Below are 15,057 nucleotides of genomic sequence, written 5' to 3' on the forward strand. Positions count from 1 at the left end.
ACCATGGACGATCCGCTGACCATCGGCTCCACCACGTTCGCCTCCCGGCTGATCATGGGCACGGGCGGCGCGCCCAGCCTCGACATACTGGAACGGTCCCTGATCGCCTCCGGCACCGAACTCACCACGGTCGCGATGCGCCGCCTCGACCCCGCGGTGCATGGCTCCGTCCTGTCCGTACTCGACGCGCTCGGCATCCGCGCGCTGCCCAACACGGCGGGCTGCTTCACCGCCGGCGAGGCGGTGCTCACGGCGCGTCTCGCCCGCGAGGCGCTCGGTACGGACTGGATCAAGCTGGAGGTGGTCGCCGACGAGCGCACGCTGCTGCCCGACCCCGTCGAGCTGCTGGACGCGGCGGAGACCCTGGTCGACGACGGCTTCACGGTCCTGCCGTACACCAACGACGATCCCGTGCTCGCCGCGAAGCTGGAGGACGTGGGGTGCGCCGCGATCATGCCCCTGGGCTCGCCGATCGGCTCCGGGCTCGGTATCCGCAACCCGCACAACTTCGAGCTGATCGTGGAGCGGGCGGGGGTGCCGGTGATCCTGGACGCGGGCGCGGGTACGGCGTCGGACGCGGCGCTGGCGATGGAGCTGGGGTGCGCGGCGGTGATGCTGGCGTCGGCGGTGACGCGGGCGCGGGAGCCGGTGCTGATGGCGGAGGCGATGCGGTACGCGGTGTCGGCGGGGCGGCTGGCGTGGCGGGCGGGACGGATGCCGCGGCGGCGGTTCGCCCGGGCGTCGTCGCCGGCGGAGGGGGTGGCGTGGCTGGACCCGGAACGCCCGGCGTTCCCCTAGAGCGGGGGGCGGCGGGTCGGGGTGCGTTTCGGTCGCGGTTTCGTACGGCAGGTGCCGGAGGCGGTGCGCCGTCCGGCGGGGTACGGGTGCGTGCGTCGTCGGCCGGGGGCCGGGGGCTCCGGAGGTACATGTCCGGACGGCATGCTGTGCTTTCCCGGGGGACACCCCCGGACCCCCGTACGGCGCACCTGGCCACAGTCGGAAGACGGGCGTCCACGCGCCACAAATCACGCTTTAGTGTCCGGACACGCACCTCCTACACCCCCGGCCCCCGGCACCAGCGACAGCCCGCACCACGCCCCCGCCGGACGGCGCACCGCACCCGGCACCCCACGGACCAGCACACGAACACCGGCACCAGCCGAAACGAACCGGACCCCGGACAACGGCCCCCGGCCGACTCGTAGACTCGGGCGCGTGGATACGACCCTCAAGGACCCCATCGTCGGGCACGTGCTCGACGGCCGCTACCGCGTAGACGCGCGGATCGCCGTCGGCGGTATGGCCACGGTCTACCGGGCCGTCGACACCCGGCTCGACCGGGTCCTCGCGCTCAAGGTGATGCACCCCGCCCTCGCCGCCGACGCCACCTTCGTGGAGCGCTTCATCCGTGAGGCCAAGTCCGTGGCCCGGCTGTCGCATCCCAATGTCGTCGCGGTCTTCGACCAGGGCGCCGAGGGCGCGTACGTCTATCTGGCGATGGAGTACGTCGCGGGGTGCACGCTGCGCGATGTCGTGCGGGAGCGCGGGGCGCTGCGGCCGCGGGCCGCGCTGGACATTCTGGAGCCGGTGCTCGCCGCGCTGGGGGCGGCGCACCGCGCGGGGTTCGTGCACCGGGACATGAAGCCGGAGAACGTGCTGATAGGGGACGACGGCCGGGTCAAGGTCGCCGACTTCGGACTCGTGCGGGCGGTGGACGATGTCACGAACACCACCGGGACCGTCCTCGGCACGGTGTCGTATCTGGCTCCCGAGCAGATCGAGCACGGCACGTCCGACCCCCGCGTCGATGTGTACGCCTGCGGGGTCGTCCTCCACGAGATGCTGACCGGCGCGAAGCCGCACGGCGGGGAGACCCCCGCGCAGGTGCTGTACCGGCATCTGAACGAGGACGTGCCCGCGCCGTCGGCCGCCGTGCCCGGGCTCGCCGTGGAGCTGGACGAGCTGGTCGCGGCGGCGACCGCCCGTAACCCCGAAGTGCGCCCCGCCGACGCGGTGGCGCTGCTCGCGCTGGTCCGGGAGGCGCGGGCCGCGCTGACGGACGCGCAGCTGGACGCCGTACCGCCGGGGGCCAGGCCCGAGCCGGAGGCAGGGGCCGGGGCCGACAACCGTACGGCGGTGATTCCGCGCGTCCGGCCGGTCGAGCCGTTGGAGGACGAGGCGCAGAACCGCACCAGCCGGCTCGACATGGCGCCTCCGTCCGACCGCCCGTCGGGCGGCCGCCCGGCCATGCCCCGTCGCGGCGTCGTCGCGGCGGTGGTCGCCGTACTGCTGGTGCTCGGTATCGGTACCGGCGTCTGGTACATCAACTCCGGGCAGTTTACGCGCGTCCCCTCGCTGCTCGGCCAGAGCGAGCAGGAGGCCAGGAAGCGACTCTCCGACGCGGGGCTGGAGGTGAAGGTCACCAGGGACTTCAGCGACTCCTTCGACCGCGGCACGGTCATGGGCAGCGACCCCGAACCGCGCGCCCGTATCCGCGGCAACGGCTCGGTGACGGTCGTGATCTCGCGCGGCCCGGAGATCGTCAAGGTCCCGGATCTGGAGAGCATGCCGCTGGGCGAGGCCAGGCGGGCGCTGCAGAAGGCGGGACTCGCGGCCGGGGTCGTCACGCGGGAGTTCAACGACAGCATCCCGCAGGGCACCGTGATCGGTTCGACCCCGGCGTCCGGGAGCGAGGTACGGCCCGATTCCGGGGTCGCGCTCGTGGTGAGCAAGGGCAGCCCGGTCGACGTTCCGGATGTGACCGGTCAGTCCGTGCGGGATGCCACGGCGGAGCTGGCGGACAAGGGTCTGAAGGCCAAGGTCGCGGCCGAGCGCGTGAACGCCCCCGAGGACGCGGGGTCGGTCGCCCGGCAGTCCGCGGCCGGGGGCGACCGGCTGGCCCGGGGCGATACGGTCACGCTGACGGTCTCCAAGGGGCCGCGGATGATCTCCGTACCCGATGTGACCGGCAAGAAGACCGGCGAGGCCAGGCAGCTGCTGGAGGACGCCGGCTTCGAGGTCACCGTGGACCGGGGCTTCCCGTTCCTGGGGGACACCGTGAACAAGCAGTCGGTCGAGGGCGGTCAGGAGGCCCCCGAGGGCAGCACCATCACCATCACGACCAAGGGGCTCTAGGAGCTATGCGCAACCCTGTCGGCGGCCATGTCCCCGTGGCCGGCGGCCTCGCCTCGACCGGCCTGGCCTACGCACGGGAGCTGGGCGCCGAGACCGTCCAGGTCTTCGCGGCCAATCCGCGCGGCTGGGCGACGCCTCCGGGCAATCCGGCGCAGGACGAGGAGTTCCGCGCGCGGTGCGCGGCGGAGGAGATCCCGGCGTATGTGCACGCGCCGTATCTGATCAACTTCGGTTCGCATACGGAGGCGACCGCCGAGAAGTCGGTGGAGTCGCTGCGGCACAGCCTGCGCCGGGGCCGGGAGATCGGCGCGCGGGGCGTCGTGGTGCATACGGGCTCGGCGACCGGCGGACGGCCCCGCGAGGTGGCGCTCGCGCAGGTACGGGAGCGGATGCTGCCGCTTCTCGACGAGCTGACCCATGACGACGATCCGTTCCTGCTGCTGGAGTCGACCGCCGGACAGGGCTTCTCGCTCTGCTCCAGGACCTGGGACTTCGGCCCGTACTTCGAGGCGCTCGACGCCCACCCCAAGCTGGGCATCTGTCTGGACACCTGCCATATCTTCGCGGCCGGGCACGATCTGGCGGGCCCGCACGGGATGCGGCAGACGCTGGATCTGCTGGTGGACACGGTCGGCGAGGGGCGGCTCAAGCTGATCCACGCCAATGACTCCAAGGACGTGGCGGGCGCGCACAAGGACCGTCACGAGAACATTGGCGCGGGACACATCGGCGAGGAGCCGTTCCGTGAGCTGTTCGCGCATCCGGCGACCGAGAACGTTCCGCTGGTGATCGAGACCCCGGGTGGCAAGGAGGGGCACGCGGCGGATGTGGCGCTGCTGAAGAAGCTGCGCGACGGCTGACGCCGGGTCACGGACGGCTTACAACTCCGGGCCTTCGCCCGGGAGTTCCTGGTAGGAGTAGCGCTGCTCGGCCCAGGGGTCGCCGATGTTGTGATAGCCGCGCTCCTCCCAGAAACCGCGACGGTCGGCGGTCATGTATTCCACGCCCCGGACCCACTTGGGCCCCTTCCAGGCATACAGATGCGGTACGACGAGCCGTACGGGGAAGCCGTGCTCGGCGGTGAGCAGTTCACCGTCCTTGTGGGTGGCGAATATCGTGCGGTCCGAGAGAAAGTCGGCGAGGCGCAGATTCGAGCTGAAGCCGTACTCGGCCCAGACCATGACATGGGTGACGCCCGGCGCGGGCGGCGCGAGTTCCACGACCGTACGGGCCGGGACGCCGCCCCATTCGGCCCCCACCATGCTGAACTTCGTGACGCAGTGAAGATCACCCACGACCGTGGAGAACGGCAGCGCCGAGAACTCCTCGTGGTTCCAGCAGTGCTTGTCGCCGTCGGCGGTGGCTCCGAAGACCCGGAACTCCCAGCGTTCCTGCCGGAATTTCGGTACGGGCCCATAGTGGGTCACCGGCCAGCCGCGCTGTAGACGCTGCCCCGGTGGTAGCTCGGACTGTTCCGGCTCGTGACGTTCCCGGCTTTCCGGCTGACCCATGCCTTCCATGGTGACAGACCGCGAGGGGTGGTCATGACCAGGTGCGGGACATAATCGGGCAACTCACACTAAGCATGCACTTACTGGACGGTGCTCGGTGACGGTGCGAGGATGCGCGCATTCTGCCCCGTCACTCGCCTGGAAGGAGCCTCTGCGATGCAGGGCGACCCCGAGGTCATCGAATTCCTCAATGAGCAGCTGACCGCCGAATTGACCGCCATCAATCAATATTTCCTGCACAGCAAAATGCAGGAGAACAACGGGTGGACCAAGCTCGCGAAATACACCCGGGCCGAGTCGTTCGACGAGATGAGGCACGCGGAGCTGCTCACCGACCGGCTCCTTTTTCTGGAGGGGCTGCCGAACTACCAGCGGCTTTTCCATGTGCGGGTCGGACAGACGGTGACCGAGATGTTCGAGGCGGACCGGGAGGTCGAGGTCGAGGCCATCGACCGGCTGAAGCGCGGAATCGAAGTCATGCGGAGCAAGGCCGACCACACCTCGAAGGGGATTTTCGAATCGATCCTCAAGGACGAGGAGCACCACATCGACTATCTCGAAACGCAACTGGAGCTGATCGAGAAGCTCGGTGAGCCGCTCTATATCGCCCAGCAGATCGAGCAGCCCGACAGCTAGGCCGCTAGGCCGCTTTTCGAAGGGCCGGCGGGGCCGCGCTCTCCGGTACGTCGAGCTCCGCGAGCGCGGGGACGCCGCGGTCGAGCAGCTCGCGGCGGGGGCAGCCGCCACGGCCGAGAAGGGACTGGATACGGCGTACACACGAACCGCAGTCGGTGCCGGCCTTGCTGGCCGACGCTATCTGGCGGGGGGTGCAGGCGCCGGCGGCCGCGTGTTCCTTCACCTGTGCTTCGGTGATGCCGAAGCAGGAGCAGACGTACACGCGGTTCACCTCCCGGAGGGTTCGCTGGTTCAGGCCACCCCGTATTCCCGGTGAGGCTAACCTAACCTTACCTGCCACCCCCGCCGGACAAAAGCCCGGGAAACACCGATGGGGCACGGATCACATCGATCCGTGCCCCATCGTGGCGTTCCGGCCCGCCCGGGCGTTCCTACTGGTCGCGGTACATCTCGGCGACCAGGAAGGCCAGGTCGAGCGACTGGCTGCGGTTGAGCCGCGGGTCGCAGGCCGTCTCGTAGCGCTGGTGCAGATCGTCGACGAAGATCTCGTCGCCGCCGCCCACGCACTCGGTGACATCGTCGCCGGTCAGCTCCACATGGATACCGCCCGGGTGGGTGCCGAGGCCCTTGTGGACCTCGAAGAAGCCCTTGACCTCGTCGAGCACATCGTCGAAGCGGCGGGTCTTGTGGCCGGAGGCCGCCTCGAAGGTGTTGCCGTGCATCGGGTCGGTCACCCACGCCACCGTGGCCCCGGAGGCCGTGACCTTCTCGACCAGCTCGGGGAGCTTGTCCCTGACCTTGTCGGCGCCCATGCGGACGATGAAGGTCAGCCGGCCCGGCTCGCGGTCGGGGTCGAGGCGGTCGATGTAGGTCAGCGCCTCGTCGACCGTCGTCGTCGGGCCGAGCTTGATCCCGATCGGGTTGTTGATCTTCGAAGCGAACTCGATGTGCGCGCCGTCCAGCTGGCGGGTGCGCTCACCGATCCAGACCATGTGACCGGAGACGTCGTACAGCCGGCCGGTACGGGAGTCGATCCGGGTCAGCGCCGACTCGTAGTCCAGCAGCAGCGCCTCGTGCGAGGAGAAGAACTCGACCGTGCGGAACTCCGCCGGGTCGGTGCCCGCGGCCTTCATGAAGTTCAGCGCGTTGTCGATCTCGCGGGCGAGCTGCTCGTAACGCTGGCCCGACGGGGACGACTTCACGAAGTCCTGGTTCCAGGCGTGCACCTGACGCAGATCGGCGTAGCCGCCGGTGGTGAAGGCGCGGACCAGATTGAGCGTGGCGGCGGACGCGTGGTACATCCGCTTGAGCCGCTCGGGGTCCGGGATCCGGGCCTTCTCGTTGAAGTCAAAACCGTTGACGGAGTCACCGCGGTACGTCGGCAGCGTCACACCGTCACGGGTCTCGGTGCCCTTGGAGCGCGGCTTCGAGTACTGCCCGGCGATCCGGCCGACCTTCACCACCGGCACGGACGCCGCGTAGGTGAGGACGGCACCCATCTGAAGGAGCGTCTTCAGCTTGCTGCGGATGTGATCCGCGGAGACGGCGTCGAACGCCTCCGCGCAGTCGCCGCCCTGGAGCAGGAACGCCTCGCCCCTGGCGACGGCTCCCATCCGGGCGCGCAGCTGGTCGCACTCCCCCGCGAAGACGAGCGGAGGATAGCTCTCCAGCTCGGCCACGACCCCGCGCAGGGCTTCCTGGTCCGGATACTCCGGCTGCTGGGCAGCGGGAAGATCTTGCCAGGAGGGCACATGGGCCGCGGGGTTCTCAGCGTTGACTGTCACGCGCTCCAGATTACGTGGTCGCGGGCAGTGGTACAGGCGGCGCTCACAGTGTGGAACGGCGGATGCGCTAGGGTGCCGCTCATGTTCGCGCTTTCGCATCAGACCTGGTGGTGGACCGCTCGCTCGGCGGCCCACTGATTCACGCGCGCACCACGCATCGCGAAGGCCGCCCGAGGGGCGGCCTTCAGTGTTTTCCGGGTCCGGGCTTCGGACCGGAGAAGCGGGCCGTTCCTCCCCCTCCACCCGGAAGGAACACCCCCGATGACCGACGGAACACCGCGGACGCTCGTCGCACGACTCCTGGACGACGACGGCCCGCCCTTCGCCCTCCTCCGCCGCCGCACGCCCGGCCGGGACCACGATGTCGTCGAGCTGCTGATCGGATCCGTACACGAGGCCGGCCGGCTCGCCGAGCTGCCGGACGGCGCCGGGCCCTCGCTCGCGCTCGTACCGTTCCGGCAGATCAGGGAGCGCGGCTTCGACGTACGGGACGACGGGACCCCGCTGGCCGTGCTGGTCGCGGACGAGTCGTACGAACTGCCGCTCGGTGAGCTCCTCGCCCGGCTGCCCGGCCATGCCGTACGGGTCGAGGACGGCGCGTTCGACATCGACGACGAGCGGTACGCGGAGATCGTGCGGCGGGTGATCGAGGACGAGATCGGCCGGGGCGAAGGCGCGAACTTCGTCATCCGGCGGACCTTCGAGGGCCGGGTCCCCGGCTTCGCACGGGCCGACGCCCTCGCCCTCTTCCGGCGGCTGCTCACCGGCGAGCGCGGCGCGTACTGGACGTTCCTCGTCCACACCGGCGACCGCACCCTGGTCGGCGCCAGCCCCGAGGTCCATGTCCGGATGAGCGGCGGGACCGTCGTGATGAACCCGATCAGCGGGACCTTCCGCTATCCGCCGGAGGGCCCGGCCCCGGAAGCGCTGCTGGAGTTCCTGAGCGACCGCAAGGAGACGGAGGAGCTCTCCATGGTCGTCGACGAGGAGCTGAAGATGATGTGCACCGTCGGCGACCGGGGCGGGGTGGTGATCGGCCCCCGGCTCAAGGAAATGGCCCATCTCGCGCACACGGAGTACGAGTTGCGGGGCCGTTCGTCGCTCGATGTGCGCGAGGTGCTGAAGGAGACGATGTTCGCGGCGACGGTCACCGGCTCGCCGGTGCAGAACGCCTGCCGGGTCATCGAGCGCCATGAGGCCGGCGGGCGCGGCTACTACGGGGGCGCGCTCGCGCTCATCGGGCGCGACGCCGGCGGGGCGCAGACCCTCGACTCCCCCATCCTGATCCGTACCGCCGACATCGACCCCGGCGGCGGGCTGCGGGTGTCGGTCGGGGCGACGCTCGTACGTCATTCGCGCCCGGCGAGCGAGGTCGCCGAGACCCACGCCAAGGCTGCGGGCGTGCTGGCGGCGCTGGGCGTACGGCCGGGCCGGCCGCGCGACGAGTCCGCCCGCCCGCGGCTCGCCGACGACCCGAGGATCCGGGCCGCACTCGACGCGCGGCGCGCGGACCTCGCGCCGTTCTGGCTGAAGATGCGGACGGCGTCCGCGACGCTCACCGGGCACGCGCTGGTCGTCGACGGCGAGGACACGTTCACCGCGATGCTGGCGCATGTGCTGCGGTCGTCGGGCCTGGAGGTGACGGTGCGGCGCTACGACGAACCGGGTCTGCGCGCGGCCGTGTACGGACACGAGGGTCCGGTCGTCCTGGGCCCCGGCCCCGGCGACCCGGCGGACACGACCGACCCGAAGATGCGGCTGCTGCGCGGGCTGGCGGCGGGACTGCTCGGTGACCGGCGGCACGGGCTGCTCGGGGTCTGCCTCGGACATGAGCTGATCGCGGCAGAGCTGGGCCTGGAGACGGTACGCAAGCGGGAGCCGTACCAGGGCGCGCAGACCAGGATCGATCTGTTCGGGCGGGAGGAGACGGTCGGCTTCTACAACAGCTTCACCGCGCGGTGCGATGACGCGACGGCGGGGGAGCTGGCGGCGCGGGGGGTGGAGGTGAGCCGGGACGCGGGCAGTGGGGAGGTGTACGGGCTGCGGGGCGACGGGTTCGCGTCGGTGCAGTTCCATCCGGAGTCGGTGCTGACGCTGAACGGGGCGGGGCTGGTGGCGTCGCTGCTGGCGATGGCGTGCGGCGGGGGTGCGGTTCGGCTGGGGCCGGTTTCCGGGTGCGGGTAGTTCGGTACGGGTGGCGCGGTGCGCCTCCGGCGGGGGGCGTTGTCCCGGGTACGTTTCGGCTCGGGCCGGTGGTGCGGTGCGGGTTGTCGCCGGGGTGCGCTCCGGGGCTCGCGCCCGGGACGGCATGATTTACGGCGCAACTGGCCACAGTTGGAAGACGGGCGGTCGCGCGCCACAAATCACGCTTTAGTGTCCCGGACACGACCCCTGCGCGCCCCCCTTCACCGCCCGCACAGGCGGCCCGGGTCGTGCGCGGGGGCGAGCGGGTCGGGGTCGGAGGAGGTGCGTGTCCGGACGTAAAGCGTCGCAGCTCGCGCGAAGCGCGGTGACCACGCGACGGAGTCGCATATCGATCGCAGCGCAGTCCGGACACGCACCTCCGGAGGCCCCGGCCCCCGGCACCACCCACCGCGCCCCGCACCACGGCCCCCGCCGGACGGCGCACCGCACCACGACCCCCCGCCGGACGGCGTTCAGCCGAAGAAGACCCCCGCCTCCTCGTACAACTCCGGCCGCACCGTCTTCAGTTGCGCCGTCGCCTCCGAGATCGGGACGCGCACGATGTCCGTACCCCGCAGCGCGACCATCTTGCCGTAGTCGCCGTCGCGCACCGCCTCGATCGCGTGCAGGCCGAAGCGCGTGGCCAGCCAGCGGTCGAAGGCGCTCGGGGTGCCGCCCCGCTGGACGTGGCCGAGGACCGTCGTCCTGGCCTCCTTGCCCGTGCGGCGCTCGATCTCCTTGGCCAGCCATTCGCCGACGCCCGACAGCCGGACATGGCCGAAGGAGTCCAGCGTGCCGTCCTTCAGGACCAGGTCGCCGTCCTTCGGCATCGCACCCTCGGCGATGACCACGATCGGGGCGTACGACGCCTTGAACCGGGAGGTCACCCAGGCGCAGACCTGGTCGACGTCGAAGCGCTGCTCCGGTATGAGGATGACGTTCGCGCCGCCGGCCAGGCCGGAGTGAAGGGCGATCCAGCCCGCATGACGGCCCATCACCTCGCAGACCAGAACGCGCATATGGGATTCGGCGGTGGTGTGCAGCCGGTCGATCGCCTCGGTGGCGATGCCGACCGCGGTGTCGAAGCCGAAGGTGTAGTCCGTGGCCGAGAGGTCGTTGTCGATGGTCTTGGGTACGCCGACGCAGGGGATGCCGTGCGTGTCGGAGAGCTGGGCCGCCACCCCGAGGGTGTCCTCGCCGCCTATCACGATCAGCGCGTCGACGCCCTGCGCGGCGAGGGTCTCCCTGATGCGGCGGACACCGTCCTCGGCCTTGAGGGGGTTGGTCCGCGAGGAGCCGAGGATGGTGCCGCCGCGGGGCAGGATGCCGCGTACCGCGGGGATGTCGAGCCGTAGGGTGTCGCCGTCCAGCGGTCCTCGCCAGCCGTCCCTGAACCCGGTGAATTCGTAGCCGTACTCCTGGACACCCTTGCGTACGATGCCGCGGATGACCGCGTTGAGCCCGGGACAGTCGCCGCCCCCGGTCAGTACTCCGACGCGCATGGAAAACACTCCCCTTCGCCATCGATCGGGTACCCGGGCCACAGGAAGGGTGACTCAGGTCACTCCGGCATGGTGCGCAGGGTCAATTGCGTTGCACCAGAGGGCGGATGGAGGCTTGTGAGGATTCTCCGGGCGCGGGCCGGCTCAGACGTCGTCGAGGCCGCGTTCGATGGCGTACCGCACCAGCTCGACGCGGTTGTGGAGCTGGAGCTTGCCGAGGGTGTTCTGCACATGGTTCTGCACGGTGCGGTGCGAGATGACCAGACGTTCGGCGATCTGTTTGTACGAGAGGCCCTTGGCGACCAGCCGCAGCACTTCGGTCTCGCGCTCGGTCAGTTCCGGGGCCTTCGGTTCGTCGGGGGCGGCGGGCGCGGGCTCGGAGGCGAGTCTGCGGTATTCCCCGAGCACCAGGCCGGCGAGGCCGGGGGTGAAGACCGGGTCGCCGACGGCGGTGCGGCGTACGGCGTCGGTCAGGTCTTCCGTACGGGCCGACTTGAGCAGATAGCCGGTCGCGCCGGACTTCACCGCCTCCAGGACATCGGCGTGCTCGCCGCTGGCGGAGAGCACCAGGACGCGGAGTCCGGGAAGGGAGCCGACCAGCTCCTTGCAGACCTGAACGCCCGGCATACCGGGCAGATTGAGGTCGAGGACGAGCACCCGCGGGGTGGTGGCCTTCGCGCGGCGCACCGCCTGCGGACCGTCCTCGGCGGTCGCGACCACCTCGAAGCCGGCGGCCTCCAGATCGCGGGCGACTGCGTCGCGCCACATCGGGTGGTCGTCGACCACCATCACCCTGATCGGGTCGGTCTGTTCGCTCATCGCCGTGTCTCCCCCCGTGGAACCTTCAACTCGACTTCCGTGCCCTGCCCCGGCACCGAGATCAGCTCGGCCGTGCCGCCCAGGTCCCGCAGCCGGCCGCGGATCGAGAGGGCGACGCCGAGCCGGCCCTCGCCCTCGGCCTGGGCGAGCCGGCCCTCCGGGATGCCGGGGCCGTCGTCCCGTACGGTCACGATCACTTCGTCCGGCCATTCCTCGACCAGGATCCAGGCGCGGGCGTCGGTGCCCGCGTGTCTGCGGACATTGTCCAGGGCGGCACTGACAGCGGCCGCCAGTTCCTGGGCGGCGGCCGGCGGCAGGAGGACCGGAGCGCCCGGTTCCGAGAAGGTGATCCGGGAACCGGCGTACGGCGCGAGGAGCGTGCGCAGGTCGCACGGTTCGTCGTTCCGGCCGGCCGCGGGGACCGCCGTGTCCTCGGTCGCGCGGGAGGCGGGCACCAGTCCGCTGGAGACCAGGGTGCGCAGGGCGATCTCCTGTTCCCCCGCCAGCCTGCCCAGTTCGGCGGCCTCGCCGCCCAGCGCCGTACCGCGCCGCTGCACCATCGCGAGCACCTGGAGCACGCTGTCGTGGATGTCACGGGCCAGCCGCTCGCGCTCCCGGGTCGCGGCCTCGATCTCCAGGGCGCGGGCGAGGGTGCGTTCGGAGGCGCGGGCGACCTCGACGACGTATCCGATGGCGATGGAGGCGACCCAGACGAGCAGGACGTTGTGGAGAGTGTCCCGGCTGGGGTGCGCGCGCTCGATGAGGTTGGCGACGGCGACGACGGAGGAGGCGACCGCTGCCCAGCGCCAGCCGCCCTTGATGGCGAAGGCGAGGACCGAGCCCGCGGCCCATATCGACGGCAGGGTGGGGCCGTCGATCTGCTGGGCGTGGGTGTCGGCGAGCGGCGTGAGCAGGATGCCGGTGACCGCGACGGTCAGATCGGCGACGAGGAAGCGCTTGGTGCAGCTGACGGCGTTGGCGACTCTGGGGAGCGTGGCGAGGGTCCATACGGCCAGGAACGCGAGGAACCAGGCGGCGATCCAGGGGCGTTCGAACCGCTCCCGCTCATAGACGAAGATCAGGACCGCGTAGACCATCGTCAGCACGCGGTACGCGGTCAGCGCCCGCCACAGCGGCTGCTCCACGGACATCCGTACGACGCGCTCGCGCCTGGCCACTCGCCCCCCCTGTCCCACCGCGGCCGGTTCGCCCCGGGCTCACTCCCCGGCGGAGCCCGCCGACTTCGCCGCTTCCGCGAGTTGGCGCTTGGCCGCCGTCGCGTAGATGTCGACATACTCCTGGCCCGAGAGCTTCATGATCTCGTACATCACCTGGTCGGTGACCGAACGCAGGATGAACCGGTCGCCCTCCATGCCCTGGTAGCGCGTGAAGTCCAGCGGCTTGCCGATCCTGATCCCCGGGCGCATCAGCTTCGGGACGACCTTGCCGGGCGGCTGGATCTTCTCCGTGTCGATCATGGCGATCGGGATGACCGGCGCACCGGAGGCGAGCGCCACGCGTGCGAGGCCGCCGGGCTTGCCGCGGTAGAGACGGCCGTCGGGCGAGCGGGTGCCTTCCGGGTAGATACCGAAGAGTTCACCGTTCGCCAGGACCTTGATGCCGCTCTGGATCGCGGCCTCGCCCGCGCCCCGGGCGCCCGAGCGGTCCACCGGAAGCTGTCCCACGCCCTTGAAGAAGGCGGCGGTGAGCTTGCCCTTCACGCCGGGCGAGGTGAAGTACTCGGCCTTGGCGATAAAGGTGACCTTGCGGTCGAGCACGGCCGGGAGGAAGAACGAGTCCGAGAACGAGAGATGGTTGCTCGCGAGGATCGCCGGACCGTCGGCGGGAATGTTCTCCAGGCCCTCCACCCAGGGCCTGAAGGCAAGCTTCAGCGACCCTCCGATGGAGAACTTCATGGCGCCGTAGATCAACTCGAATGCCTCCTGTGTGCTGTCGCACTGACCTTAACCCGTGGGGCTCGCGCGCTCTCCTTCATGGGTACCCGACGGATCTGGTCGGTGTCGGTCCGGTCGCGTACGGTGAAGGACATCGTCCGATCCCCACGAACAGGAGACCCCGGTGCCGGTCCTTCCCGGAGCCGAGCCGTACCGCCATGAGGGCGGCGAGGTCGGCGTCCTTCTCTGTCACGGATTCACCGGTTCCCCGCAGTCGCTGCGCCCCTGGGCCGAGTACCTGGCCGAGCGCGGGCTGACCGTATCGCTGCCGCTGCTCCCCGGGCACGGCACGCGCTGGCAGGACATGCAGGTCACCGGCTGGCAGGACTGGTACGCGGAGGTCGACCGGGCGCTGCGGGAGTTGCTGGAGCGGTGTGCGCGGGTCTTCGTCCTGGGGCTCTCGATGGGCGGGGCGCTGGCGCTGCGGCTGGCGGCCAGGCACGGCGAGGAGGTCGGCGGGGTCGTGGTGGTCAACCCCGGGATCAAGGTGCACGGAGCGGCGGCGTACGCGCTGCCGGTGATCCGTCATCTGGTTCCGACGACCAGGGGCCTGACGAGCGATATCGCCAAGGAGGGCGCGCGGGAGGTGGGTTACGACCGGGTGCCGCTGCACGCCGCGTACTCACTGCGGAATTTCTTCCGGCTGGTGGACACGGATCTGCCGCAGGTCACCCAGCCGTTGCTGCTGCTGCACAGCTCCCGGGACCATGTGGTGCCGCCGGCCGACTCGGCCAGGATCCTGTCCCGGGTCTCGTCGGTGGATGTCCGTGAGGTCCTGCTGGAACAGAGCTACCACGTGGCGACGTTGGACCATGACGCGGAGCGGATTTTCGAGGAGAGTCACGCGTTCATCGGCCGGCTCGCTCCGAGTGTCGGGAAGAAGGGGAGCACCACCGGTGGCTGAGCATGACGCGGACCGTGAGCCGCAGCCGATCGACGAGGACGCGGCCTGGGCCGCGATCGTGGCCGGGTACGGGGAGGAGCCGGCGGATCCGCCGGGCACCAAGCCGTTCAAGTCGGTGGACGATCAGGCCCTGCTGGAGAGCGAGCGGAACAGTACAAGCCCGGGGGCCGGGCCGGAGGCGGCGGCTCCGGACAAGAAGCTGAGCAAGCCCCCCGAGAAGGACCCGGAGAAGAAGGCCGCGAAGGAGCCGGATCCGGACGCCGAGGACGGGAAGCCCGCGCTGGGCGGTTCGGTGATCTTCGCGCCCGGCGTCGGCGGGCCGCGTGACTACCAGCTGGCGGAGGCGCGGGAGGACGACCTCGACGAGAGCGACGAGGGCCATTTCGTCCCGCCGGAGCCGCCGCCGCTGCCGGAGTCCGACGCGACGGCCCGATTCGCCTGGCTCGCGGTGATCGGCGGTCCGGTGCTGATGCTGATCGCCGTTCTGCTGCGCTGGGACATGACGTGGTGGCTGAGCACGCTCTGCATCGGCGGCTTCCTGGGCGGTTTCGCCACGTTGGTGGCGCGGATGAAGCACGATGACGACGACAGCGACGACCCGGGGCGCGGCGCGGTGGTCTGACGGGC

At 70.6% G+C, this 15,057-nt stretch carries 14 protein-coding genes; 7 read left to right on the plus strand and 7 right to left on the minus strand.

All coding sequences use genetic code 11. The features are described 5' to 3' along the window. Positions 1 to 3 precede the first annotated feature (3 nt). The 3 genes from ACFRKB_RS03215 to ACFRKB_RS03225 all read left to right on the plus strand — a co-directional run bounded on the left by ACFRKB_RS03215 (position 4) and on the right by ACFRKB_RS03225 (position 3,995). Positions 4 to 798 carry a thiazole synthase gene (locus ACFRKB_RS03215; RefSeq protein WP_383102852.1) on the plus strand — a complete coding sequence of 265 codons (795 nt, stop codon included), beginning with the start codon at positions 4 to 6 and terminating at the stop codon, positions 796 to 798. A gap of 417 nt (positions 799 to 1,215) precedes the next feature. After that, entirely contained in the window at positions 1,216 to 3,135 is a 1,920-nt protein-coding gene (gene pknB / locus ACFRKB_RS03220) for a Stk1 family PASTA domain-containing Ser/Thr kinase (protein WP_383102853.1), read from the plus strand. Between the two features lie 5 nt (positions 3,136 to 3,140). Continuing rightward, positions 3,141 to 3,995: a deoxyribonuclease IV gene (locus tag ACFRKB_RS03225; protein ID WP_383102855.1), complete on the plus strand. Its 855-nt coding sequence runs from the start codon at positions 3,141 to 3,143 to the stop codon at positions 3,993 to 3,995. Between the two features lie 18 nt (positions 3,996 to 4,013). Here the strand turns inward: ACFRKB_RS03225 and ACFRKB_RS03230 are convergent, their stop codons facing one another. Beyond that, a complete protein-coding gene (locus tag ACFRKB_RS03230; RefSeq protein WP_383102857.1) occupies positions 4,014 to 4,646 on the minus strand; it encodes a sulfite oxidase-like oxidoreductase in 633 nt (210 codons plus the stop codon). Positions 4,647 to 4,802: 156 nt separating this feature from the next. Between ACFRKB_RS03230 and bfr the strand changes: the two genes are divergently transcribed. Next, positions 4,803 to 5,282 (plus strand): bacterioferritin, encoded by a 480-nt coding sequence (bfr, locus tag ACFRKB_RS03235; RefSeq protein WP_383102859.1) that lies wholly within the window; start codon positions 4,803 to 4,805, stop codon positions 5,280 to 5,282. Between the two features lie 4 nt (positions 5,283 to 5,286). Here bfr and ACFRKB_RS03240 read toward each other — a convergent pair whose 3' ends face one another. Both ACFRKB_RS03240 and ACFRKB_RS03245 read right to left on the minus strand, forming a co-directional pair. Next, positions 5,287 to 5,553, minus strand: a complete 267-nt coding sequence (locus ACFRKB_RS03240) for a (2Fe-2S)-binding protein (RefSeq protein ID WP_383102861.1) — start codon at positions 5,551 to 5,553, stop codon at positions 5,287 to 5,289. A gap of 160 nt (positions 5,554 to 5,713) precedes the next feature. Beyond that, complete coding sequence (locus tag ACFRKB_RS03245; RefSeq protein WP_383102863.1) at positions 5,714 to 7,066, minus strand: class II 3-deoxy-7-phosphoheptulonate synthase; 1,353 nt, start codon at positions 7,064 to 7,066, stop codon at positions 5,714 to 5,716. A 261-nt stretch (positions 7,067 to 7,327) separates the two neighbouring features. On the opposite strand from ACFRKB_RS03245, the gene ACFRKB_RS03250 reads away from it, so the two are divergent. Beyond that, complete coding sequence (locus ACFRKB_RS03250) at positions 7,328 to 9,250, plus strand: anthranilate synthase family protein (protein ID WP_383102865.1); 1,923 nt, start codon at positions 7,328 to 7,330, stop codon at positions 9,248 to 9,250. Between the two features lie 473 nt (positions 9,251 to 9,723). On the opposite strand, the gene ACFRKB_RS03255 is transcribed toward ACFRKB_RS03250, so the two are convergent. From ACFRKB_RS03255 to ACFRKB_RS03270, 4 genes are all read right to left on the minus strand, one after another. After that, entirely contained in the window at positions 9,724 to 10,752 is a 1,029-nt protein-coding gene (locus ACFRKB_RS03255; RefSeq protein ID WP_383102867.1) for a 6-phosphofructokinase, read from the minus strand. A gap of 144 nt (positions 10,753 to 10,896) precedes the next feature. After that, positions 10,897 to 11,571 carry a response regulator gene (locus ACFRKB_RS03260; RefSeq protein ID WP_383102869.1) on the minus strand — a complete coding sequence of 225 codons (675 nt, stop codon included), beginning with the start codon at positions 11,569 to 11,571 and terminating at the stop codon, positions 10,897 to 10,899. Next, entirely contained in the window at positions 11,568 to 12,749 is a 1,182-nt protein-coding gene (gene macS, locus ACFRKB_RS03265) for a MacS family sensor histidine kinase (RefSeq protein WP_383102870.1), read from the minus strand. The genes ACFRKB_RS03260 and macS overlap by 4 nt, the downstream gene beginning before the upstream one ends. A 39-nt stretch (positions 12,750 to 12,788) precedes the next feature. Beyond that, positions 12,789 to 13,502 (minus strand): lysophospholipid acyltransferase family protein, encoded by a 714-nt coding sequence (locus ACFRKB_RS03270; protein ID WP_383102872.1) that lies wholly within the window; start codon positions 13,500 to 13,502, stop codon positions 12,789 to 12,791. A gap of 148 nt (positions 13,503 to 13,650) precedes the next feature. On the opposite strand from ACFRKB_RS03270, the gene ACFRKB_RS03275 reads away from it, so the two are divergent. Together ACFRKB_RS03275 and ACFRKB_RS03280 are read left to right on the plus strand one after the other, a co-directional pair. Further along, on the plus strand, positions 13,651 to 14,430 hold the full coding sequence (locus tag ACFRKB_RS03275; protein WP_383102874.1) for an alpha/beta hydrolase: 780 nt from the start codon (positions 13,651 to 13,653) through the stop codon (positions 14,428 to 14,430). Then, positions 14,339 to 15,052 (plus strand): hypothetical protein, encoded by a 714-nt coding sequence (locus ACFRKB_RS03280; protein WP_383102876.1) that lies wholly within the window; start codon positions 14,339 to 14,341, stop codon positions 15,050 to 15,052. Before ACFRKB_RS03275 ends, ACFRKB_RS03280 begins: the two co-directional genes overlap by 92 nt. Positions 15,053 to 15,057 lie beyond the last annotated feature (5 nt).

The organism is Streptomyces scopuliridis (assembly GCF_042790125.1).
Lineage (GTDB): Bacteria > Actinomycetota > Actinomycetes > Streptomycetales > Streptomycetaceae > Streptomyces > Streptomyces scopuliridis_A.